Here is a 21,544-nt window from a genome sequence, read left to right on the forward strand (position 1 = left end):
AATGCAACGAATCCGTTGCATTTTTTATGTATGCTACTTTAGTAGAATAAAGCAGCGTGTTTAAATAAACATTTTGTATATTTACCCCTGATAAATAAACCATAGCCACAGTTTTTGATAGGACATCATCATGATTAAAAAAACTTTAGCCACCGTTGTAATGTTGTCATCTTTGCTATTAAGCAATACCGTCATGGCAGCAGGTTTAGAAGATGATATGAAAACCCTTGGGAAAAATTATAAAGCCTTCAACCAAGCCTCAACCCCACAAGCTGCGACAGCTGCTTTAAACAATATGCGTGGTGCTGCTGTACATGCTAAGCAATATAAATTGACCGCACATACCGCTGAAAAAGTGCCAAGTTCAAGCGCTTTGTTCGACCAGATTATTGTCGAAATTGATAAATCAAAAGCACTCGCGCAAGCTGGGAAATTAGACGAAGCGAAAAAGCAAGGGAAAAAAATTGGCGAGTTACGTGATCAAGGACATAAGGCTTATATGCACCACTGATGTCGATTTAGAATCAGCATGTTTATTCGCTGTTAAAACTGTACCTTCATCGGTGCAGTTTTTTATGTCTGATACATTAGGGGCGCTATTGGAATTGAGCATGATTCGGATTTTCAGCTACAGGAAGAATTGCTAAAGTGAAAAGGAAATCTGCAAGGATGAATGAATATGTCTTCACAACAGCATTATCAGCGGGTGGCTCAAGCGATTGAGTATATTCAGCAAAATTTTCAGCATCAACCGACGCTGGAGGATGTGGCAGCACATGTGCATTTAAGTCCTGCATATTTTCAACGGTTATTTAGCGAATGGGCAGGTACCAGTCCGAAGAAATTTTTGCAATATATCAGCGTGGAACATGCAAAATCGATTTTAACCACAACACCATCTCACTCACTTTTAGACGCGACATTTGAAACAGGATTATCCAGTGGTAGTCGCTTACATGATTTATTTATTCAAATTGAAGGGATGACCCCCGCTGAATATAAACAGGGTGGGGCTGGATTAAAAATTTCTTATAGTTTTGCAGAAACGTTATTCGGACGCGTTTTGGTGGCCTCCACACAAAAAGGAGTTTGTGCACTGGCTTTTGTAGAACAGAATGAGCAAGCCCTCAAAGAATTAAAAGCCAAGTTTCCTCATGCTGAATATATTGAGCAGTCGGATGAAATGCAGCAGCGTGCAGTGGCTTTGTTGACAGCACAGCCAAACTCCATACAGCATGTAAAACTGCATTTAAAAGGCTCAGCCTTTCAATTAAAGGTCTGGGAAAGTTTGCTCAAAATTCCTGCGGGACAATTGGCGAGTTACCGTGATGTGGCAGCAAAAATTGACCAACCCAAAGCAGCACGTGCGGTGGGGAGTGCCGTGGCACATAATCCTGTGGCTTTTTTAATTCCGTGTCATCGGGTCATTCAAGCATCAGGTGTGCTCGGCAATTATCATTGGGGAGTAACTCGCAAGATGGCGATGATTGGTTGGGAAAGTGCCCAGCTTTATGCTGATGTAGAAGAGCTTTAAATGTCATTATTTCCAGTTGAATTTGATGCTAGCCTGAATTTACTGCCCTATCAGGGCTGTGTACATTACTACGGTCAAATTATGAATACTGTTTTGGCAGACCAGTATTTACATCGACTATTAGAATGCATTGCTTGGCAAAATGATCTGGCGGTGATTTTTGGCAAGACCATTGTGACCAAACGCAAAGTCGCGTGGTATGCCGATCAGGCTTTTTCCTATACCTACTCCAAAACCACCAAACAAGCGTTGCCGTGGACACCTGAGTTGTTGGCATTGAAAGCGTTGGTCGAAGCCAAAACGGGGGAGAAGTTTAATGCCTGTTTATTAAACTTATATCATTCTGGTGAAGAAGGGATGGCATGGCATAGCGATGCCGAACGGGAATTGAAACTGCATGCTGCAATTGCTTCTTTAAGTTTCGGTGCCGAGCGAAAGTTTGCTTTTAAGCATAAACATACTCAAGAAAAGGTCGAGTTGGTGTTGGCGCATGGTAGTTTATTGGTCATGAAAGATGAAACCCAAAGTTATTGGTTGCATCGGTTACCTCCGACCAAGAAGGTGCTTGATGTGAGGGTAAATCTAACCTTCAGAATGATGAATGAAGCGCAATAAAAAGGCTGAATAGAATATTCAGCCTTTTATCATGCCATGATTTTGCTATGCAAAGTCTGGAATTATGCTTGACCTTCAGCCATAGCTGCTTGAGCACGTTGCATATTTGCTTCGAATTCAGCATCAAAGTTGATTGGTGTTAATAGCAATTGAGGGAAGCTACCTTTGGTAACCATATCGTTCACCGCTTCACGTAAGAATGGGAACAAAATGTTCGGGCAGTATGCACCTAAAATATATGGAAGGCGTTCTTCTTCAACTGCATCAATCAGGAAGATCCCTGCTTGAGTAACATCAACGATAAATGCAGTATCGCCCGCATTATTTGCTTGAACAACAACTTTTAAAGACACTTCGAAATGGGTTGGATCAATCTTTTCAGCAGAAGAAGAAAGGTTGATATTGAGTTCAGGCTGCCATTCTTTAGTGAAAACTTGTGCACCAGGAACTTCAAAAGAAATGTCTTTAGTATAAATACGTTCGAGTGCCAATTGTGGTTGAACTTGTTGTTCTTCGCTCATTCTTAAATCCTTAATATAAATTTGAACTATGCTTTATGGTTAAGCCAATAATCCGTCAAGTTTCCCATCACGCTCTAAAGCATAAAGCTGGTCAAACCCACCAATAAATTGGTCACCAATAAAAATTTGTGGAACAGTACGGTGATTCGTGCGTTGCATGAGTTCTACACGTACTTCAGGCGCTTCATTGGATAAATTAATTTCTTTATATTCAACGCCTTTACGCTCAAGAAGTTGTTTCGCACGAACGCAGTAAGGACATACAGTTGTAGAATAAATCGTTACTTCAGCCATTAGAGTCTCCTTAAGCAATTATTTCGCTTTTACCAAAGGTAAGCCTTGCGCTTTCCAGTTGCTAATGCCGCCATCTAAACGATAGCTATCAGCATGACCGACCTGTTGCAAAGCGGTACCTGCGACTTGACCAAGGTTGCAAATAAACACCAATGGACGTTCCGCAGCTTTTAACTCTTCAACATGGCTTGCAATTTGGCTGTAGGGAATGTTACGGCTGCCACTGATATGACCTTCACGGAAGTCTTTTGCATCACGTAAATCAATCAACATGGCATTTTTTGCTTTCACTAAAATACCTAAAGATTGTGGAGAGATTTTGCGACCGTTGCGCTGACCTTCTAAAACGAAGAACAACACCACTAATGCCCCAAGTGTTCCAAATAAGAAGGGGTGATTCCCCATAAATTCCAACCAACGTTCCACAAATCACCTAATTACAATTCAAAATTGTCTAGAGTATAGCTCATAAATATGGTGATCAAAATCACCGCTTCAAGGGGAGGACAGACAGAAAGTCTAATTTTTTTGCTGAGCTTCAGCAATTTCATCCATTAAACGTAAAAAACTGTCTAAACGACGGGGTAAAATTTCACCGTTACTTGCAGCTAAACGCAACGCACACTGTTTTTCATGTTTATGGGTACAGTTACGGAACTGACAATAACCCAACTGATTTTGAATTTCAGGGAAGCCTTGTTGCACTTTTTCTGTGGTGAGATGCCATAAGCCAAATTCACGAATTCCAGGTGAATCGATCAGCGATGCATTTTGACCAAAAGGAATCAGACGAGTAGATGTCGTGGTATGCTGACCTAAAGCCGAGTTTTCAGAAATAATGTTGGTCTTTTGTGCCGCATCAGGAACAATGGCATTAATCAAGGAGCTTTTTCCTACCCCAGACTGTCCTACAAAAGCCACCGTTTCACCTTCAAGGCGTTGGGCCAATGCACTAAGATCACCAGTAGATTGGCATTGCATCACTTCATAACCCAAATTCTCATATTCTTTGAGCATGTCCAAAATAGGATCATTTTCTTTGAGTAAGTCGGTTTTATTCAATACCAGTAGGGCTGGAATATCGGCATCGGCACAAGCCACCAAATAACGGTCAATTAATGTGGGTGCAGGTTCTGGTAAAGGTGAAAACACAATCACAATTAAACTGATATTGGCCGCCACTGGTTTCACTTTATGGTAGCGGTCAGGACGAGTCAGTAATGATCGACGTGGATGAATAGCCGTAATAATCCCAAGTCCCGTATTCGGGTCAGCTTGCCATTTAACCCGATCACCCGTCACCAGCAACTCAAGATTGGTACGGGTATGGCAACGCCAAATACTGTCCAATTCAATCGGTTTCCAAAACGGTTCAGGCTCACCATCTAGCACATTTGGTTTTTCAGGATGCGTGTCTGGCACCGACATGGCTTGTACCTCAAGCTGACGTCCGTAGTGTTGAACCACCAACCCTTCCAGATCATTTGAGGTGTCAATTTCTTCTTGACGTGTTTTCTGCTGTTTCTGAATACGACGCTGCTGCTGTTCAGTTAAGCGACGTTTACGAATTAAAGCCATTCATATCCTAAAAAACCATGAATTCAAGATGGCAAAAATAGCATGAAGCGGGGGATGAATTACAGCATTCAGGGTATTAATTTGCTACTATAAATGTTTTTACAGCCAATAAGATTGCACATTTATGAGCAGCACGCCTGATACTCGCCTCATTTGGATTGACCTTGAAATGACAGGTCTAGATACCGATAATGACCAAATTATTGAAGTTGCAACGATTGTGACAGATGACCATTTAAATATTTTGGCAGAAGGTCCAGTGTTGGCTGTACATCAGTCGGATTTAATCCTGAATGCTATGGATGAGTGGAATACCCGTCAACATGGCCAATCTGGTCTAATTGAACGCGTGCGTCGTAGTAAATTAACGGCACAAGATGCTGAGCAACAAACCATTGAGTTCTTAAAAAAATGGGTCAACCCAAAGAGTTCACCAATGTGTGGTAACTCAATTTGTCAGGACCGCCGTTTCTTGCATCGTTTGATGCCTGAATTAGAGCAGTATTTCCATTATCGTAATTTGGACGTATCTTCAGTGAAAGAATTGGCGAAACGCTGGCGTCCAGAAATTATGAGTGGGTTGAAGAAAAATGCCTCGCATTTGGCCATGGATGATATTCGTGATTCGATTGCAGAATTGAAATATTACCGTGAATACTTCTTTATTATGAATAAAGACTAAATCAATATTGGCTGAAAATGGGGTGTTAAACCCCATTTTTATTTTAGTCTGTCATATTTTTAGGTTATATTTTCTACATCAAGCTAGAGGGTGTACGGCTTTAAGTTGATCTAAAGTTAAGTACAATTTTTTGTTTTTATTCATTTTAAATTATAAAAAGAGTTTAAATATGCAAAGTAATAATCCAATACTTAATCGCGTAGAAGTTTACGCAGATTACAGTCAACCAATGACCGTTCAAGGCGCGATTCAAAAGTCCGTATTGTTGACTTTAATTGCCGCAGTACTTGGTTTAGGCATTTTCTTTTACAGTTTTATGACCTTAAATATTTCTATTGCCTATAGCGCTGCAATTGTGGGGGCTATTGGTGGATTTATTTTGGCGCTCATTACGACTTTTAAACCAGATACCGCGAAGATTCTCGCCATTCCTTATGCATTTTTTGAAGGTGCCTTTTTAGGTGGCGTCTCGGTTATTTTCCAATTGAAATTTCCTGGTGTACCGTTACAGGCATTATTAGCAACCTTTGTGACAACTTTGGTGATGTTTACCTTATATCGTTTGCAGATTGTACGCGCTACAGAAAAATTTAAATCGGTTGTTCTTTCTGCCAGCATTGCCATTGCCATCGTGTTTGTGGTGCAACTGATCATGCGTTTAGCGTTTGGTTCAAGTGTGCCGTATATTTTTGAAAGTAACTGGCTAGGTATTGGTTTCGCTGCTTTTGTTGCCGTGATTGCATCTTTAAACCTAATTCTGGATTTTGATCTGATTGAAAGCAGTGCAGCCCAACACGCACCGAAGTCAATGGAATGGTTGTCTGCAATTGCGTTATTGGCCACTTTGGTGTGGATGTATTACTCATTCATGCGTTTATTGAGCCTGATTCAAGGCGATGACTGATTGATTTTTTTAAACAGATTTTCAGTTCAATTCATATTCACCCTGCTTTGGCAGGGTGAATTGTTATGAATCTGTGATTTACTGAAAAAAGGCGCATTTTGCAATTTTGTTCTGATGCCAGACTTGGCATTATTCATCCTAAATTATTTTAAGTGAGATTCACATGTCACAAGGACTACTAGCGGGAAAACGCTTTCTGATTGCGGGTATTGCAAGTAAGTTGTCGATTGCATTTGGTATTGCTCAAGCATTGCATCGTGAAGGTGCAGAATTGGCATTTACCTATCCAAATGAGAAACTCAAAAAACGTGTTGATGAATTTGCAGCGCAATTTGGCTCAACATTGGTGTTTCCTTGTGATGTTGCTGTGGATGCAGAAATTGACCAAGCATTCGTTGAATTGGCAAAACACTGGGATGGTCTAGATGGTGTAGTTCACTCTATCGGTTTTGCGCCAGCGCATACTTTAGATGGTGACTTTACTGATGTTACAGATCGTGAAGGTTTCCGTGTTGCGCATGACATCAGTGCGTATAGCTTTATTGCAATGGCGCGTGCAGCAAAACCATTGTTATTGGCTCGTCAAGGTTGTTTATTGACTCTGACTTACCAAGGTTCTGAGCGAGTTATGCCGAACTACAACGTGATGGGGATGGCAAAAGCGTCTTTAGAAGCGGGCGTACGCTACTTGGCGTCTAGCTTGGGTGCTGAAGGTATTCGCGTTAATGCAATTTCAGCGGGCCCAATCCGTACTTTAGCGGCTTCAGGCATTAAATCATTCCGTAAGATGTTAGACGCGAATGAAAAAATTTCACCACTCAAACGCAATGTGACCATTGAAGATGTGGGTAATGCTGCATTGTTCCTTTGCTCACCTTGGGCAAATGGGATTACAGGCGAAATCATGTATGTAGATGCTGGTTTCAATACTGTCGGTATGAGCCCAGATATGATGGGTGATGACTGATTGCTTTGGCGATAAAAAACGGCACTTGAAGTGCCGTTTTTTACGTCTTTAAATTTCATTTATTTAGGTAATTGTTGAATAGGACTCCCACCTAAAGCCTGCATCAGCGTGACATAAGCGTTGTATTGACTTTGTTTGGTATTAACCAACGTCAAACGTGCGCTACGCGTAGTTTCTTGTTGATCCAGCAAATTCTTTAAGGCGACTGCACCATAACGATAACGCACATCGGTTAAGCGTTCGGCTTTTTCAGCCAGTTCTAGATTACGCTGTTGTAGCTTGACCTGCTGATCTAACTCACTGCGTGCAGACAAAGCATTTTCAACATCGCCAAATGCCTGATATAAGCTTTGACGATATTGCACAATGGCTTTTTCATAGTCTAATTGGCTAATCGCGATATCTTTTTTCATATCGTTATATTGCAAAAATGGCAGGCTTAAACTGGCACCCAAGGTCAGGGCAGGGTTACGTAAAAGTTGCGTTAAAGAGGTGCTGCTTGAGCCAAGATTTCCCGTCAAACTAACAGAAGGATAATAGCTCGCCGTAGTAGCATCTTTAGTGGCTAAACTCTCACGTAAACGTAGCTCAGCCGCTTTTAAATCTGGACGACGTGACAAAATATCGGCAGGTAAGCCTGCTGCAATAGTTGGCAAAGCCAGTTGTGGCAAACGTTGTGGTTCTTGAATATTCAATTGTTGGATAGGTATATGCAGCAGTACCGCAAGTGCAGTGCGTGTTTCGACTAAGCTTTGCTGAATTTGACTGAGACTGGCTTTTTGACTTTGTACTGATTGTTCAGCTTGGGTCAATTCCAAGCCAGAAACAGAACCCGCTTGATATTGTACTTTGACTAAATCATACAGCTTTTGCGACGTCGCAAGACTTTGCTGTGCGGTGCTGAGACTTTCATGATAATAAGCCAATTGCCAATACAGTTTGGCTGTGGTGCCAATCAGGCTTTGTGCTGTAGCTTGCAAATCCTGTTCAGTTGCCAGTGCCTCCCATTTTTTAGCTTCGGTTTGACGTGCCAATTTGCCAAATAAATCTAATTCATAACTCAACCCAGCACCTAAAGATAGTCCTTTGGAGCTGTCATCGCCTGAATTTAAGTCGAATTGATGTCCAGTAGATACCGTAGAATTTACGCGAGGTTTTTGCTGATTCGCGCTTAAGTCTGCTTGTAAGCGTGCTTGTTTTAAGGTGATACCCGCAACAGCCAAGTCGGTATTTTTTGCTAACACCTCATCAATTAATTGATTCAGTTGCGTATCACCAAATAAGGTCCACCATTGATCAGCATAGATGGCTTGCTGTCGTTGTTGTGCAGTCGCAAGACCATATTGGAACTGAGCAGGTGTTTGCACACTGGGTGCTTGATAAGGTGTTTTAACCACAGCCGCACAGCCCACTAAAGTACTACCAAGTAGCATTGCCGTACACAGACGTGTAAATGAAAACTGCATAATTTGTCCTTATTCTCTAGCAAGCGCTGCAACAGGGTCGAGTTTGGCGGCGTTTTTTGCAGGTAAGAAACCAAACACCACACCAATTAACGTCGAGCACACAAATGCGGCAATAATCGAGGTGGTGGAATAGGCAACCCCAAAATTACCACCTGCAAATTTTTGAATGATTTGTCCTAGGCCAAGAGACAGCAACACGCCTAAAACCCCACCAATCAGGCAGACTAAAATGGCTTCAATCAAGAATTGTTGCAAAATATCACTTTGCCGAGCACCCACCGCCATGCGTACACCAATTTCTTGCGTCCGTTCGGTGACCGAAACCAACATGATATTCATTACCCCAATTCCACCAACAACCAAGGAAATCACGGCAATTGCAGAGACCAACAAGGTCATGGTACTGGTAGTCTTTTCAATGGTTTGACGAATACTGTCACTGTTCATGGTAAAGATATCTTGTTGACCATGGCGCAAGGTCAATAAGTTCACAATTGCATTTTCAGCCGCACTGGTGGAGTATTGATCATTGATTTGCACAATGATATTACGCACATTTGTCTGACCTAGCATGCGGCTCATGACAGTGGTGTAAGGCATATATACGTTTAGGGTGTCATCGGAACCCATTGCACTGGTTTGGGGCTCTACGACACCAATAATCCGTCCAGGTACACTGCCGAGTAAAATGACTTGTCCTATCGGACTAGTACCATCACTAAAAAATTGCTTTTGGGTATTGGTGTCAATGACGACATCTTGAGTACGATCACGGATACTACGTTGATCAAAGGTTTGTCCATTTTTGAAAGTAAGGCCTTTAACAGTGAAATAATCACCCCCGACACCGTTAATGGTGGCATTGGCTTCATTTTGTTGGTAGCGAATGGTTTTCGATGAACTCACCATTGGAGTGACTGCACTGACATACGGTTGGGTGGCAAGCGCTTCAGCATCAGCAGGAACTAGTGTTTTAAAGTTGGCCGTTTTGGAGTTGTCACCGAAGCCACGACCTTGGAATACGGTAATGGTGTTTGTACCTAAGCTGCTAATATTACTCAGGATCTGCTTTTGAGAGCCATTGCCTAATGCGACTACAGTCACAACCGAGGCAATCCCGATAATAATCCCGAGCATAGTCAAAAAGGTTCGCATACGATGCGCATTCATGGACAAAATGGCCATACGGAATGCTTCACCTAGGCGATCAAGTAGAGAGCGCCATGCAGAAACACTTTTATTTTTTTCTTGATGTGCCGAAATGGCAGTTTCTGCATCAGGGTCAGTATGTAGCTCAGAATCATGTTCTGGCTGATTGACACGATCTGCAATAATTTGTCCATCACTGATTTCAATAATGCGGCTGGCATTTTTAGCCACCTGCATGTCATGTGTCACCAGAATAATGGTATGTCCAGCAGCATTTAATTCACGCAAAATTCGCATGACTTCAACACCACTGTGTGAGTCCAAAGCACCTGTCGGTTCGTCGGCAAGAATGACATCACCACCATTCATCAGCGCGCGTGCAATAGACACCCGCTGTTGCTGTCCGCCCGAAAGTTGACTTGGTCGGTTCTGGGTTTTATTGCCCAGTCCGAGTTCCGTGAGTAAGGCCGTTGCTCGTTGCTTGCGCGCATAGGGTGTAGTGCCTGCATAAATGGCAGGAACTTCAACATTCCCTTCAGCCGTTAAATCACCCAATAAATGGTAACGCTGGAAAATGAATCCGAAATACTCTCGACGTAATTCAGCCAGTTGATCGGGTTCGAGTTGTCCAGTTTCTCTGCCTTTGACTAAATAGCTGCCTGAGGTAGGACGATCTAGACAACCGAGAATATTCATTAAGGTGGATTTACCCGAACCAGATTGACCAACAATCGCAACCAGTTCGCCTTCGTAAATGGTCAGATCAATCCCTTTGAGAATTTGAACAGTACTTTCACCAGCAGGAAACTCTCGCACCAAATTACTGACTTCAAGCAAGGCTTTTTTTGTCATGCTTACATTCCCATTGGTGGACCATTACGACGTTTATTGCTGCTGTTGGCTGTGGCTGCGGAGGTATCTGAACTGTCTGCAATCACGACTTGATCACCTTCTTTTAGCCCCGCCAAAACTTGTGCATTCACACGGTTATTAATCCCAATCAGTACTTGTTTGGGTTGGGCTGAACCATCGGCCTGTAATACGCGGACCACACTTAAGTTTGCTTTACCATCTTTAATCAGTTGTTGTTGGGCAGCAGTTAAATTAAGGCGTTCAAGTCGAGGACTTTGTGGACGATCAGTCTTTGAGCTACTTTGAGCACTCGATACCGCTTGTGCTTTTGTAGCGCTATTTTGCTTACTATTTACAGGGCGATTGGAGATTGCTGAAGAAGGAAGTAGCAGTGCATTCTGTGCAGAATCGAGCACGATATAGACTTGTGCCGTCATATCGATACGTAGTTTGCCATCATTATTGGGTACATCAAATAAAGCGTTGTAATAGATTGCGGTACTTGATGAACTTGAAGTGCTGGTACTGCTCTCGCTACTAATTGAATCGGGTGCAGGTTCAATCTGACGTAGGGTGGCATAACGTTTGCTGTCATCACCCAAAGTCGTGAAATAGACTTGTTGTCCTTTTTCGACTTTCATAATGTCCGCTTCACTGACCTGCGCTTTAATGGTCATATTTTGTAATTTTGCAATTTTGACAATGGTTGGTGCACTTTGATTTGCATTCACCGTTTGACCTTCTTCAGTCACAATCGCAACCACCGTTCCGTCAGTCGGCGCCACAATACGGGTATAACCGATATTGGTCTGTGCCGTAGACTTGGTGACTTTTGCAGATTCAATTTGTGCATTAATGGCTTTAATTTGCGCTTGTGCAGTTTTAAAGCTCGCTTCCGCAGATTCGAGTTCCGCTTTAGACGTTGCATCCTGTGCAAACATTTGTTGTTGACGTTTATAAGCTAGTTGCGCCTCATTGAGATTGGCTTCTTGTTGCAAGCGTTGAGCTTCTAAATTTTTGATGTTGGCTTCGGCTGTTTTAAAGCTATTTTCTTGTGTGGTGGAATCAATTTGCGCAATCAACTGCCCTTGTTTGACTTCATCACCTAGCTGTACATACATTTTTTGTACTTGACCTGACACCTGTGCACCGACACTCACCAATTTGGTGGCATCTAAAGTGCCTGTTGCCAATACCGTATTTTCAAGATCACCGCGTGTCACGCTTTCGGTAATATATTGCGGTTGTTCTTGTTTCGGTTTGAAATAACTCCAAGCCAAATACGCGAGTAAAGCGATACAGAGCAGGGCGATAATAATTCTAAAAAATTTTATTTTTGGCATAGGAGTGAGGGAGTAAAAAATAATCATGCATAGTATAAAAGTGAAATGCGGATAAATCGTGGATTTTCTATCAATTTGTAAATGATAATTATTCTTTTGTAATTTTTAAAATCAAAATTCGTCAACATACTCATCAGTATGCTGCAAAACATTCTAATTTTCTGACGTAATTGCTACAGGTTAACGCACTCAAAAAAGCAAGATCAATGAAATAGCTGACGTCCGCAAAGCAGCGCAATTGCTTGTAGAGTGAGTTGTTCAGGGTTTTCCTGACTCAAACCTTTAATTGATGCATCTATTCTTAATAAAAGTGTAGGCCAAGTGAGAAACTGTTTCGGATTGAGTCGGCGTAAGGCTTGTTGATAAAGGCTCACTTTGGTTTTCCAAATCCCGAGTTGTAGTGCATTTTGTGGTTGCTCAAAAAGCTGCATCAAAAGACGCATTTCCTTACTGATACTCCACAGCAACAAGCTCATTGGCTCGCCTGAAGCCAACAGATATTGGTAAATCTTCACGGCTTGAGCAAAATTACCTTCAAGTAATGCATCACTTAAGTCAAAGGTCGTATAACGTGACTGATCTTGTAGGCAGGCAAGCAGTTGTTCGATACCAATTTGCGCTAAATCAGGAAAGGTATCTCGTACCCGCATTAGACTGTTCTTTGCCGCCAGCAAATTATGCTCGTGATGCTGTTCAAGCCATTGCCATGCATTGCTGACCAATTGAATACCGAGTTTTTCAGCTTCAACAGCCAAAATTCTTTGTCGATCTTGTGGATAATGAGCAGTCAAGCTGACGTTCACGCCGTTGGCATCAATCACTTTAAAAAAGCCAGATTTTAAGCTGCTGCTGTCCTGCTTTGGCATCACAATCAACAACAAATTTTGTTCATTATGTTGTAGATATTGGGTCAATAATTTAATGCCATTGGCATCGGGTTTGATATTGCCATGTACCTCAATCGCGAGTTGTGTCGAAAATAAAGACAAACTGTTCAAGGCATTGAACACCGTTTTCCAGTCACTCACATTTGACATGTCATAACGTTGACGTTCAATATTTTGTTCTTGCCAACTTTTACGAAAAGCATCGAGTAGATTCTGTTCGAGGAGGGGTTCTTGACCATGCAGCACCCATGCACCACGTGCTTCTGGGATGCGTTTAAGGGCCTGCAAATAGTCGAGTTTCATAACAATTAAGGTTGTGTTGTTGTGCTAGTAACTTTAGGTAAACGGTTCGATGAAATTTGGCGCACAATTTGTTGTGCAACGTCATCAACAAGGACATCTTTTAAGAATTTTTCTTCTTGATCATCGGTATTGACCGTTTCCAAGTTATATTGGTAACTACGTGATGCCGTGACGGTACGCATTTCAGTCACAGGATTGCCTTGAGCATCTTCAATACGGAAGGTGACATTTAAACGCAGTAGGGTTTCGATCAGTTTACCGCGAAGCTCTTGGCGCACAGGTGTATAACTGTATACATGTAAACGGTAAGCATTGGGGCTATTACTGAGCTGAACATTGGCAGCCCCTAAATAAATTGATAATTTTTCTTCTAATTCCTCTGTATCTTTAGGCAAAGATAAACTCATCTGTGCATATGCTACTGGATTCGCAGAAGGTTGAGTTCCTTTTAAATGAAAACCACAGCCCACCAAACCTGCACCTAGACCGCAAGTTAAAATAAGAGTTGCGAAACGTTTGCCTAAATGCATGGGTTTTCCTCTGTTTACTCTTTTTAAGAAAAAGAAAAAATAATATGACGTGATTGTATGTGCAAAGCCCGTTGACTGGCAACGGGCTTTGTTTATTCCTTTTCGTTTCCCCCTCTTTCTGAAAGAGGGGTTAGGGGAGATTCTCTAATAAAATCCCTCCAAACCTCCCTTTATAAAAGGGAGGCTTTAAGGCTTTAAACCACTAAATTTACTAATTTATTTGGAACTACAATTTCTTTCTTGGTTGGACCAGTTAAGAATTGTTGAACTTCTGGTAGAGCTTTTGCCAATGCCAATAATTCATCTTTAGAAATATCAACAGAAACTTCAAGTTTACCGCGAAGTTTACCATTCACCTGTACAACAATCGTTTGCGTATTACGTGTTAACGCAGAAGCATCAACTTCAGGGAATGTTGCTGCCGTAACATCTGTACCAAATTGAGCCAATAAAGTTTGGCTTAAATGCGGTGCAAACGGTTCGAGTAAAGTTAACAGTGTTGTGATTGCTTCACGTTCTACAGCAATGTCATTGTCATCTTTTGCTTCAAACTTGTTGCTCGCATTTAATAACTCCATTAAAGCAGCAATGGCAGTATTAAATGCATGACGACGTTCAATATCATCACTTACTTTTTGAATAGTTTCGTGAGTTTTACGACGTAAATCTTGAGCATCTTTAGACAAGTTAGCAGCATCAATCGTAGAAGCTTGGTTGCCCTTTTCAAGGAAGCTCGCTACAAGGCGCCATACACGTTTCAAGAAGCGGTTTGCACCTTCAACACCTGCATCAGACCATTCTAAAGATTGATCTGGTGGAGCAGCGAACATCATGAATACACGTGCTGTGTCTGCGCCGTATTGGTCAATAATCGCTTGTGGGTCAATACCGTTATTTTTCGACTTAGACATTTTTTCTTGTCCGCCGATAATTACTTCTTGGCCGTCACCTGAATATTTTGCAGAAAGAATACGACCTTTCTCATCACGTTCTAGTTCAATATCAGCTGGGTTGAACCAAGTTTTCTTGCCATTTTCTGCTTCACGATAGAACGTATCTGCAAGTACCATGCCTTGAGTTAACAAGTTGGTAAATGGCTCATTACCTTGTACAACGCCTTCATCACGCATTAATTTGTGGAAGAAACGTGCATAAAGTAAGTGAAGAATCGCGTGTTCAACACCACCAATATATTGGTTTACAGGAAGCCAGTTTTGAGCTGCTTCAGGTTTAACCATACCGCCAGTGAAGTCTGGAGACGCATAGCGTGCATAGTACCAAGATGACTCTACGAATGTATCCAATGTATCTGTTTCACGGCGTGCATCGCCACCACAGCAAGGACATTTCGTTTCATAGAATTCAGGCATTTTATTAAGCGGGTTACCTGAACCATCTGGAACAACGTCAGTTGGTAATACAACCGGAAGTTGGTCTTCTGGAACTGTGACTTGACCACAAGTATCACAGTTAATCATTGGAATTGGACAACCCCAGTAACGTTGACGAGAAACACCCCAGTCACGTAAACGGAATTGAACTTTAGAGTTTGCTAAACCTTGTGGTTCTAATTTCGCAAGGAATGCGTCAAACGCAGCTTGGAATTCTAAACCGTCAAACTCGCCAGAGTTAACAAGTTTACCTTCTTTAGAACCATACCATTCTTGCCACTCAGTTGCAGAGTAGTCTGCATCGTCAGCGCCTTTGGCATCAATCACTTGTTTAATTGGCAAGTTGAACTTGTTAGCAAATTCAAAGTCACGTTCGTCATGTGCTGGTACAGCCATTACTGCGCCAGAACCATAAGACATTAATACGTAGTTTGCGATCCAGACAGGAAGCTGTTCACCAGTTACAGGGTGTTTTACAAACAAGCCTGTTGCCATGCCTTTTTTCTCGGCTGTTGCCAAGTCCGCTTCTGCAACTGAACCCATACGGCATTCTTCAATAAATGCAGCCAATTCAGGGTTGCCTGCTTCTGATTGGAGGGCAGCAGCTTTAAGCGCAAGAGGATGTTCTGCTGCAACAGCAACATATGTCACGCCCATCAGCGTGTCAGCACGTGTTGTATAAACAGTTAAGCCGTCAGCATAAATTTCGGTATTGGCAGATGGGAAAGTAATTTCCATACCAGTAGAGCGACCAATCCAGTTACGTTGCATGGTCAACACTTGTTGAGGCCAGCCGTCTTGTAAAGTGTCTAGGTCGTCTAGTAATTCTTGTGCATAGTCCGTAATACGGAAGTAGTACATTGGAATATCGCGTTTTTCAACCAATGCACCTGAGCGCCAGCCACGACCATTTTCAACTTGCTCGTTTGCTAAAACAGTTTGGTCAACCGGATCCCAGTTCACTGTTGAAAGTTTACGGTAGATCAAACCTTTTTTATAAAGTTGCACGAACAACCATTGTTCCCAGTGATAGTACTCTGGTGTACAAGTCGCGAATTCGCGATCCCAGTCTACAGATAGACCTAATTTTTTTAATTGGTCACGCATGTAAGCGATGTTTTCAAATGTCCATTTTGCCGGAGCAACTTTATGGGCAATTGCTGCGTTTTCCGCAGGTAAACCGAATGCATCCCAACCCATAGGTTGTAATACAGTTTCACCTTTTAAACGGTGGAAACGGCTAATGACGTCGCCAATGGTATAGTTACGCACATGACCCATATGCAGCTTGCCACTTGGGTAAGGGAACATCGACAGAATGTAACGACGAGGACCTTCTACAGTGTCGGCAACTTTAAAAACTTTACGATTTTCCCAGTCTTGTTGGACGGTGGGTTCAATCGCACTAGCTTGATATTCAGGGTCAATATGAGTAGTCATAAACGTATTAAAGAACAACGGTTAAAAGTTTGCTGCACAGCATAGCGCAAAATGCACCTAAATGTGAATTTTGCGCAGGCTGAACCGTAAGAAAAATTAAACTATTTCGTAAAAGCTGATTTTATTCAGCTGGGTATTTTTTTCCATTTGGTCTAGGTGCAGGAATTGCTTTTATTTCACTAGGAGCTGGCGCAGCAGAAACAGGTGCTCTGGTAGCATCTTCATTCACGTTTGGTGCTGGTTTGGATGCAGTTGCAGTATCTGCAGGCATCGTCGAGTTATTCTGCTGTGCTTCTAAAGGAAGATTATTGTTGCGGCTAGCTGTAGGAGTGGAATTGTTCCAGCCATAAGTCTGAATTTTCCCTTTTTTTTGTGCATTTTTCGGTGGAGGAGTGGTGGTGTAATGGGTTGAACCATTTGCATCCACCCACTTGTAATAATCTTTAGCCCAAAGGGATGTACTCGAATATAATAAGGCACAAGAGAGCGCTACACCGCTGATCAAATGAAATGGAAATGACATAAGATTTCGTCCTGTTTGATTTTTCTGCGAAAAGTTCTCTCTATGAAATTGCCACAAAAAAGTCAATTTATAGATTCTAGAACAGAATATGAAGTGTTCAAAATAGTATAGGTCGATTTTTCATTTGAACAAGCGTCTCCAGCACTAAATAGTTTAAAAATGTCCTCATTTAATCTCGAAAAATTATAGAGATAGATGGAATTTAATAAAGATTTTACATAATTTCTTGAATGCTTGATTGAGCGCACAAAAAAGCTTTTTTTGTCTAAAAAACACACGGTCTGTAAATAATCAAAAAAAAGCTGATTTTTCAACTTGACAATAAAGAGTTAAACAAGAAAAATGCTGTCTTTAGTTTTATATGCCTTCTCTCGATCACCCTTCGAAGAAGTGTCATGTCATGCAGTGGGCGTCATTTCTAGCCGAGATGGTGAACAAAGCAAATAAAAATATGTTTATCCCAACATGTTTTAGATCCCATATTGCTTAAACAGCAAACGGATCGGATTTTTTTCCTATTGCCATGAAAACTATGAAATATGTGTGCTATAACAGTGCAGACAATTAATGAATGAACACTGCTGATGTCTCCCATCAAGCGGTGATAAAAGATTAGGGTGAATCACGTTGGAACTTTTATCTGGTGGTGAAATGCTTGTTCGCGCATTAGCGGACGAAGGCGTTGAACATGTTTTTGGATACCCAGGCGGCGCAGTTTTACACATTTACGATGCGCTTTTTCAACAAGACAAAATCAATCATTATCTCGTGCGCCATGAACAAGCTGCTGGTCATATGGCAGATGCTTACTCACGCGTTACAGGTAAAACAGGTGTAGTGCTGGTTACTTCTGGTCCAGGCGCAACGAACACCGTCACTCCAATTGCAACTGCTTATATGGACTCAATCCCAATGGTGATTTTGTCTGGTCAGGTGGCTTCGCATTTAATTGGGGAAGATGCATTCCAAGAAACAGATATGGTTGGTATTTCACGTCCAATCGTGAAACATAGTTTCCAAGTGCGTCATGCGAGTGAAATTCCCGCAATTATTAAAAAAGCATTCTATATTGCAGCTTCTGGTCGTCCAGGCCCAGTTGTCGTTGATATTCCGAAAGATGCAACCAACCCAGCAGAAAAGTTTGCCTACGAATACCCAGAAAAAGTGAAGATGCGTTCTTATCAACCACCGCATCGTGGTCACTCTGGTCAAATTCGTAAAGCGATTGATGAGCTGATCAATGCAAAACGTCCTGTCATTTATACAGGTGGTGGTGTTGTTCAAGGTAATGCTTCTGCTTTATTAACTGAATTAGCACATTTATTGGGCTATCCAGTGACCAATACCCTTATGGGCTTAGGTGCTTTCCCTGGGAATGATGAGCAGTTCATTGGAATGTTGGGCATGCATGGTACATATGAAGCCAATATGACCATGCACAATGCAGATGTGATTTTGTGTGTTGGTGCGCGCTTTGATGACCGCGTAACCAATAACCCTGCAAAATTCTGTCCGAATGCGAAAGTCATTCATATTGATATCGATCCTGCGACGATTTCAAAAACCATTATTGCGCATATTCCAATTGTGGGTGCGGTAGAACCAGTCCTGCAGGAAATGTTGGCACAGCTTAAACAAATGAATGTGTCTAAGCCAAACCCTGAAGCAATTGCAGCTTGGTGGTCGCAAATCAATGAGTGGCGCAAAGTACATGGTTTGAATTACGACAAACCAACTGACGGTTCAATGAAGCCACAACAAGTGGTTGAGGCTTTAGATAAAATTACCAATAGTCAGGCAATCATTACTTCAGACGTTGGTCAGCATCAAATGTTTGGTGCGCTTTATTATAAATACACCCGTCCACGTCAATGGATCAATTCGGGTGGTTTAGGCACCATGGGCGTAGGCTTGCCATATGCAATGGCAGCGAAGCTTGCCTTCCCAGACCAACAAGTGGTGTGTATTACGGGTGAAGCATCAATTCAGATGTGTATTCAAGAACTTTCTACCTGTAAGCAATATGGCTTAAATGTAAAAATTCTCTGCTTGAATAACCGTGCTTTAGGTATGGTAAAACAATGGCAAGACATGAACTATGAAGGCCGTCACTCAAGTTCTTATGTAGAGTCATTGCCTGACTTTGCCAAACTTATGGAAGCTTACGGTCACGTTGGCATTCAAATTGACCACGCAGATGAGCTTGAATCCAAGCTTGCAGAAGCGATGGCGATTAACGACAAATGTGTATTCATTAATGTCATGGTTGACCGTACCGAGCATGTTTATCCAATGCTTATTGCAGGTCAGTCGATGAAAGATATGTGGTTAGGTAAAGGGGAGCGCACGTCATGAGACATATTATCTCTGTACTCGTAGAAAATGAAGCTGGTGCGCTTTCTCGTTTGGTAGGTTTATTCTCTCAACGTGGTTATAACATTGAGACTTTAAATGTTGCACCAACAGAGGATCCGACTTTATCGCGTTTGACATTAACGACTTATGGTGATGACCATAAAATTGAACAAATCACCAAGCAGCTCAACAAATTGGTTGAAGTAGTGAAAGTGGTTGATCTGTCTGAAGGTGCTCATATTGAACGTGAGTTGATGTTGATTAAAGTCAAGTCACTCGGTTCTGCGCGTGCTGAAATCAAACGAACTGCGGATATTTTCCGTGCGCAAATCGTTGATGTCACCCCAACGACTTATACCATTCAAATCGCGGGTACAACTGAAAAAATTGATGGTTTTATTGATGCTCTAGCTGAGAACACCATTCTTGAAGTTGTACGCTCAGGTGTTTCAGGCATCGCGCGTGGCGAAAAAGTTTTAACCATTTAATTATTTAACACGATTCAACCTCCTTTTGAGAAAAGAGGAGGATTTCATCAAAAACAAATCTCTTGATGGAATTACAGAATATCAAGCATTTTAGCGGAGACAGCAATGCAAATTTTTTACGATAAAGACTGCGACTTATCTATCATCCAATCTAAGAAAGTAGCAATCATTGGTTACGGTTCACAAGGTCACGCGCATGCGCTTAACCTTAAAGATTCTGGCGTAGACGTAACTGTAGGTTTACGTGCAGGTTCTACTTCTTGGAAAAAAGCTGAAAATTCAGGTCTTAAAGTTGCTGAAGTTCCTGCTGCCGTAGCACAAGCTGATGTTGTAATGATTTTGACTCCAGATGAGTTCCAATCTCAACTTTATCGTGACGTAATTGAGCCAAACATCAAACAAGGTGCAACTTTAGCATTTGCTCATGGTTTCTCTGTACTTTATAACCAAGTTGTTCCACGTGCTGACTTAGACGTAATCATGGTTGCTCCAAAAGCACCTGGTCACACTGTACGTTCAGAATACCAACGTGGTTCAGGTGTTCCAGATCTTATCGCAATTCATCAAGATGCTTCAGGTAACGCGCGTAATGTAGCGCTTTCTTACGCTTCAGGCGTAGGTGGTGGCCGTACTGGTATCATCGAAACTTCATTCCGTGAAGAAACTGAAACTGACTTATTCGGTGAGCAAGCTGTTCTTTGTGGCGGTGCAGTTGAATTGGTTAAAATGGGCTTCGAAACTTTGGTTGAAGCAGGTTATGCTCCAGAAATGGCTTACTTCGAGTGCTTGCACGAACTTAAGTTAATCGTTGACTTAATGTTTGAAGGCGGTATCGCGGACATGAATTATTCAGTGTCTAACAATGCTGAATATGGCGAATACGTAACTGGCGTTGAAGTCATTAACGAACAGTCTCGTGAAGCAATGCGTAATGCACTTAAACGTATCCAATCTGGTGAATACGCGAAGATGTTCATTAATGAAGGTGCATTGAACTACCCATCAATGACTGCACGTCGTCGTCAAAATGCTGCACATGGTATCGAAGTAACAGGTGCTAAGTTGCGTGCGATGATGCCTTGGATTCAAGCAAACAAGATTGTTGATAAAGAGAAAAACTAAGATTTAGTTTAATCTTTTAAAACCCTTGTTTTTACAAGGGTTTTTTTATTGTGGGTAGTTGTTGTTTACCTCGTAGTTTGTTTAAAGCAGAGCTTTTCTCTCTTTTATCTCAAATTTAAATAGAAAAAACATAAAAAATAAAAAGCCAATGTTCTGCCATCGACTGATCGATAGGTAATATAACCTGTATTTTGTCAGGCTTTTTTATCTGAATGCTTAACTGAATTAAATTCATTCTAATAATTTAAACCAGAAGAACTATACAAGCCCATGAATAATGAAAATTACAAGGGATAAGTGAACAGATTGCATCTTTAAGATGAAGTTTAGTTTTTTATCTGATATTGGTAAAAATATCGAACATAGTATGTGTAAATTCACTATTAAAAACTAATAATTTGATTTGTAAGATTAATTAAATAATTGGTGATTTTGCTTTGTTATCATAAATATTGGAATTTGTGTAATTTGTCTTTTTATTGGTACATTTTGCATCTTAATTATTGTTTTTTATAAAAAATGTGATTTGAGGCGTAAAAATGAATTTTTTTGTAAGTTAAATGTAAGCTATTGTAATATTACGTAAATTGTAAAATTATA

Annotated in this window: 20 protein-coding genes; 9 read left to right on the forward strand and 11 right to left on the reverse strand. The window is 41.4% G+C overall.

Features of this window, described 5'->3' with window-relative positions:
- The first annotated feature begins 130 nt into the window (after window positions 1-130).
- The 3 genes from C3F34_RS09175 to C3F34_RS09185 all read left to right on the forward strand — a co-directional run bounded on the left by C3F34_RS09175 (window position 131) and on the right by C3F34_RS09185 (window position 2,149).
- On the forward strand, window positions 131-511 hold the full coding sequence (locus C3F34_RS09175) for a cytochrome b562 (protein ID WP_016166238.1): 381 nt from the start codon (window positions 131-133) through the stop codon (window positions 509-511).
- Window positions 512-679: 168 nt separating this feature from the next.
- Window positions 680-1,534 carry a bifunctional transcriptional activator/DNA repair enzyme AdaA gene (locus C3F34_RS09180; protein ID WP_044739049.1) on the forward strand — a complete coding sequence of 285 codons (855 nt, stop codon included), beginning with the start codon at window positions 680-682 and terminating at the stop codon, window positions 1,532-1,534.
- Window positions 1,535-2,149 (forward strand): alpha-ketoglutarate-dependent dioxygenase AlkB family protein, encoded by a 615-nt coding sequence (locus tag C3F34_RS09185; protein WP_044739048.1) that lies wholly within the window; start codon window positions 1,535-1,537, stop codon window positions 2,147-2,149.
- A 62-nt stretch (window positions 2,150-2,211) separates the two neighbouring features.
- Here C3F34_RS09185 and secB read toward each other — a convergent pair whose 3' ends face one another.
- The 4 genes from secB to rsgA form a co-directional block, all read right to left on the reverse strand.
- Window positions 2,212-2,670 (reverse strand): protein-export chaperone SecB, encoded by a 459-nt coding sequence (gene secB, locus C3F34_RS09190; protein ID WP_016166235.1) that lies wholly within the window; start codon window positions 2,668-2,670, stop codon window positions 2,212-2,214.
- Window positions 2,671-2,709: 39 nt separating this feature from the next.
- Window positions 2,710-2,964, reverse strand: coding sequence for a glutaredoxin 3 (gene grxC / locus C3F34_RS09195; protein ID WP_016166234.1), 255 nt, complete (start codon window positions 2,962-2,964; stop codon window positions 2,710-2,712).
- A gap of 18 nt (window positions 2,965-2,982) precedes the next feature.
- Window positions 2,983-3,390, reverse strand: a complete 408-nt coding sequence (locus tag C3F34_RS09200) for a rhodanese-like domain-containing protein (protein ID WP_016166233.1) — start codon at window positions 3,388-3,390, stop codon at window positions 2,983-2,985.
- A gap of 93 nt (window positions 3,391-3,483) precedes the next feature.
- Window positions 3,484-4,542: a ribosome small subunit-dependent GTPase A gene (gene rsgA, locus C3F34_RS09205; RefSeq protein ID WP_104441443.1), complete on the reverse strand. Its 1,059-nt coding sequence runs from the start codon at window positions 4,540-4,542 to the stop codon at window positions 3,484-3,486.
- A 124-nt stretch (window positions 4,543-4,666) separates the two neighbouring features.
- On the opposite strand from rsgA, the gene orn reads away from it, so the two are divergent.
- The 3 genes from orn (at window position 4,667) to C3F34_RS09220 (ending at window position 7,095) form a co-directional block, all read left to right on the forward strand.
- Window positions 4,667-5,224 carry an oligoribonuclease gene (gene orn, locus C3F34_RS09210; protein ID WP_016166231.1) on the forward strand — a complete coding sequence of 186 codons (558 nt, stop codon included), beginning with the start codon at window positions 4,667-4,669 and terminating at the stop codon, window positions 5,222-5,224.
- 169 nt (window positions 5,225-5,393) lie between these two features.
- Complete coding sequence (locus C3F34_RS09215) at window positions 5,394-6,128, forward strand: Bax inhibitor-1/YccA family membrane protein (RefSeq protein WP_044739046.1); 735 nt, start codon at window positions 5,394-5,396, stop codon at window positions 6,126-6,128.
- Between the two features lie 163 nt (window positions 6,129-6,291).
- On the forward strand, window positions 6,292-7,095 hold the full coding sequence (locus C3F34_RS09220) for an enoyl-ACP reductase FabI (protein WP_016166229.1): 804 nt from the start codon (window positions 6,292-6,294) through the stop codon (window positions 7,093-7,095).
- 59 nt (window positions 7,096-7,154) lie between these two features.
- Here the strand turns inward: C3F34_RS09220 and C3F34_RS09225 are convergent, their stop codons facing one another.
- From C3F34_RS09225 to C3F34_RS20265, 7 genes are all read right to left on the reverse strand, one after another.
- Window positions 7,155-8,561 carry an efflux transporter outer membrane subunit gene (locus tag C3F34_RS09225; protein ID WP_104441444.1) on the reverse strand — a complete coding sequence of 469 codons (1,407 nt, stop codon included), beginning with the start codon at window positions 8,559-8,561 and terminating at the stop codon, window positions 7,155-7,157.
- A 9-nt stretch (window positions 8,562-8,570) separates the two neighbouring features.
- Window positions 8,571-10,562, reverse strand: a complete 1,992-nt coding sequence (locus tag C3F34_RS09230) for a MacB family efflux pump subunit (protein ID WP_104441445.1) — start codon at window positions 10,560-10,562, stop codon at window positions 8,571-8,573.
- Between the two features lie 2 nt (window positions 10,563-10,564).
- On the reverse strand, window positions 10,565-11,905 hold the full coding sequence (locus C3F34_RS09235) for a MacA family efflux pump subunit (protein ID WP_104441446.1): 1,341 nt from the start codon (window positions 11,903-11,905) through the stop codon (window positions 10,565-10,567).
- Between the two features lie 203 nt (window positions 11,906-12,108).
- The gene (holA, locus tag C3F34_RS09240) at window positions 12,109-13,095 is read right to left on the reverse strand and encodes a DNA polymerase III subunit delta (RefSeq protein ID WP_016166225.1); all 987 of its coding nucleotides are present in this window, start codon (window positions 13,093-13,095) and stop codon (window positions 12,109-12,111) included.
- 5 nt (window positions 13,096-13,100) lie between these two features.
- The gene (lptE, locus tag C3F34_RS09245; RefSeq protein WP_016166224.1) at window positions 13,101-13,625 is read right to left on the reverse strand and encodes an LPS assembly lipoprotein LptE; all 525 of its coding nucleotides are present in this window, start codon (window positions 13,623-13,625) and stop codon (window positions 13,101-13,103) included.
- 194 nt (window positions 13,626-13,819) lie between these two features.
- Window positions 13,820-16,456, reverse strand: coding sequence for a leucine--tRNA ligase (gene leuS / locus C3F34_RS09250; RefSeq protein ID WP_104441447.1), 2,637 nt, complete (start codon window positions 16,454-16,456; stop codon window positions 13,820-13,822).
- Window positions 16,457-16,577: 121 nt separating this feature from the next.
- Window positions 16,578-16,979, reverse strand: coding sequence for a DUF4124 domain-containing protein (locus C3F34_RS20265; RefSeq protein ID WP_158654343.1), 402 nt, complete (start codon window positions 16,977-16,979; stop codon window positions 16,578-16,580).
- A 627-nt stretch (window positions 16,980-17,606) separates the two neighbouring features.
- Between C3F34_RS20265 and C3F34_RS09260 the strand changes: the two genes are divergently transcribed.
- From C3F34_RS09260 to ilvC, 3 genes are all read left to right on the forward strand, one after another.
- Window positions 17,607-19,334 (forward strand): acetolactate synthase 3 large subunit, encoded by a 1,728-nt coding sequence (locus tag C3F34_RS09260; RefSeq protein ID WP_044739040.1) that lies wholly within the window; start codon window positions 17,607-17,609, stop codon window positions 19,332-19,334.
- Window positions 19,331-19,822, forward strand: coding sequence for an acetolactate synthase small subunit (gene ilvN, locus C3F34_RS09265; protein WP_004697653.1), 492 nt, complete (start codon window positions 19,331-19,333; stop codon window positions 19,820-19,822). The genes C3F34_RS09260 and ilvN overlap by 4 nt, the downstream gene beginning before the upstream one ends.
- Window positions 19,823-19,927: 105 nt before the next feature.
- A complete protein-coding gene (ilvC, locus tag C3F34_RS09270; RefSeq protein ID WP_016166220.1) occupies window positions 19,928-20,944 on the forward strand; it encodes a ketol-acid reductoisomerase in 1,017 nt (338 codons plus the stop codon).
- Window positions 20,945-21,544: the final 600 nt, after the last annotated feature.

Source organism: Acinetobacter sp. ACNIH2, assembly GCF_002934965.1.
GTDB classification, from domain to species: Bacteria; Pseudomonadota; Gammaproteobacteria; order Pseudomonadales; family Moraxellaceae; genus Acinetobacter; species Acinetobacter tandoii.

Excerpts from the sequence above, each read along its gene's own strand:
- orn (WP_016166231.1), top strand. The coding sequence starts at position 4,667 with ATGAGCAGCACGCCTGATACTCGCCTCATTTGGATTGACCTTGAAATG.
- C3F34_RS09220 (WP_016166229.1), top strand. The coding sequence starts at position 6,292 with ATGTCACAAGGACTACTAGCGGGAAAACGCTTTCTGATTGCGGGTATT.
- C3F34_RS09180 (WP_044739049.1), top strand. The coding sequence starts at position 680 with ATGTCTTCACAACAGCATTATCAGCGGGTGGCTCAAGCGATTGAGTAT.
- C3F34_RS09215 (WP_044739046.1), top strand. The coding sequence starts at position 5,394 with ATGCAAAGTAATAATCCAATACTTAATCGCGTAGAAGTTTACGCAGAT.
- holA (WP_016166225.1), bottom strand. The coding sequence starts at position 13,095 with ATGAAACTCGACTATTTGCAGGCCCTTAAACGCATCCCAGAAGCACGT.
- ilvC (WP_016166220.1), top strand. The coding sequence starts at position 19,928 with ATGCAAATTTTTTACGATAAAGACTGCGACTTATCTATCATCCAATCT.
- rsgA (WP_104441443.1), bottom strand. The coding sequence starts at position 4,542 with ATGGCTTTAATTCGTAAACGTCGCTTAACTGAACAGCAGCAGCGTCGT.
- C3F34_RS09185 (WP_044739048.1), top strand. The coding sequence starts at position 1,535 with ATGTCATTATTTCCAGTTGAATTTGATGCTAGCCTGAATTTACTGCCC.
- grxC (WP_016166234.1), bottom strand. The coding sequence starts at position 2,964 with ATGGCTGAAGTAACGATTTATTCTACAACTGTATGTCCTTACTGCGTT.
- C3F34_RS09175 (WP_016166238.1), top strand. The coding sequence starts at position 131 with ATGATTAAAAAAACTTTAGCCACCGTTGTAATGTTGTCATCTTTGCTA.
- leuS (WP_104441447.1), bottom strand. The coding sequence starts at position 16,456 with ATGACTACTCATATTGACCCTGAATATCAAGCTAGTGCGATTGAACCC.
- C3F34_RS09225 (WP_104441444.1), bottom strand. The coding sequence starts at position 8,561 with ATGCAGTTTTCATTTACACGTCTGTGTACGGCAATGCTACTTGGTAGT.
- C3F34_RS09230 (WP_104441445.1), bottom strand. The coding sequence starts at position 10,562 with ATGACAAAAAAAGCCTTGCTTGAAGTCAGTAATTTGGTGCGAGAGTTT.
- lptE (WP_016166224.1), bottom strand. The coding sequence starts at position 13,625 with ATGCATTTAGGCAAACGTTTCGCAACTCTTATTTTAACTTGCGGTCTA.
- C3F34_RS20265 (WP_158654343.1), bottom strand. The coding sequence starts at position 16,979 with ATGTCATTTCCATTTCATTTGATCAGCGGTGTAGCGCTCTCTTGTGCC.
- C3F34_RS09235 (WP_104441446.1), bottom strand. The coding sequence starts at position 11,905 with ATGCCAAAAATAAAATTTTTTAGAATTATTATCGCCCTGCTCTGTATC.
- ilvN (WP_004697653.1), top strand. The coding sequence starts at position 19,331 with ATGAGACATATTATCTCTGTACTCGTAGAAAATGAAGCTGGTGCGCTT.
- secB (WP_016166235.1), bottom strand. The coding sequence starts at position 2,670 with ATGAGCGAAGAACAACAAGTTCAACCACAATTGGCACTCGAACGTATT.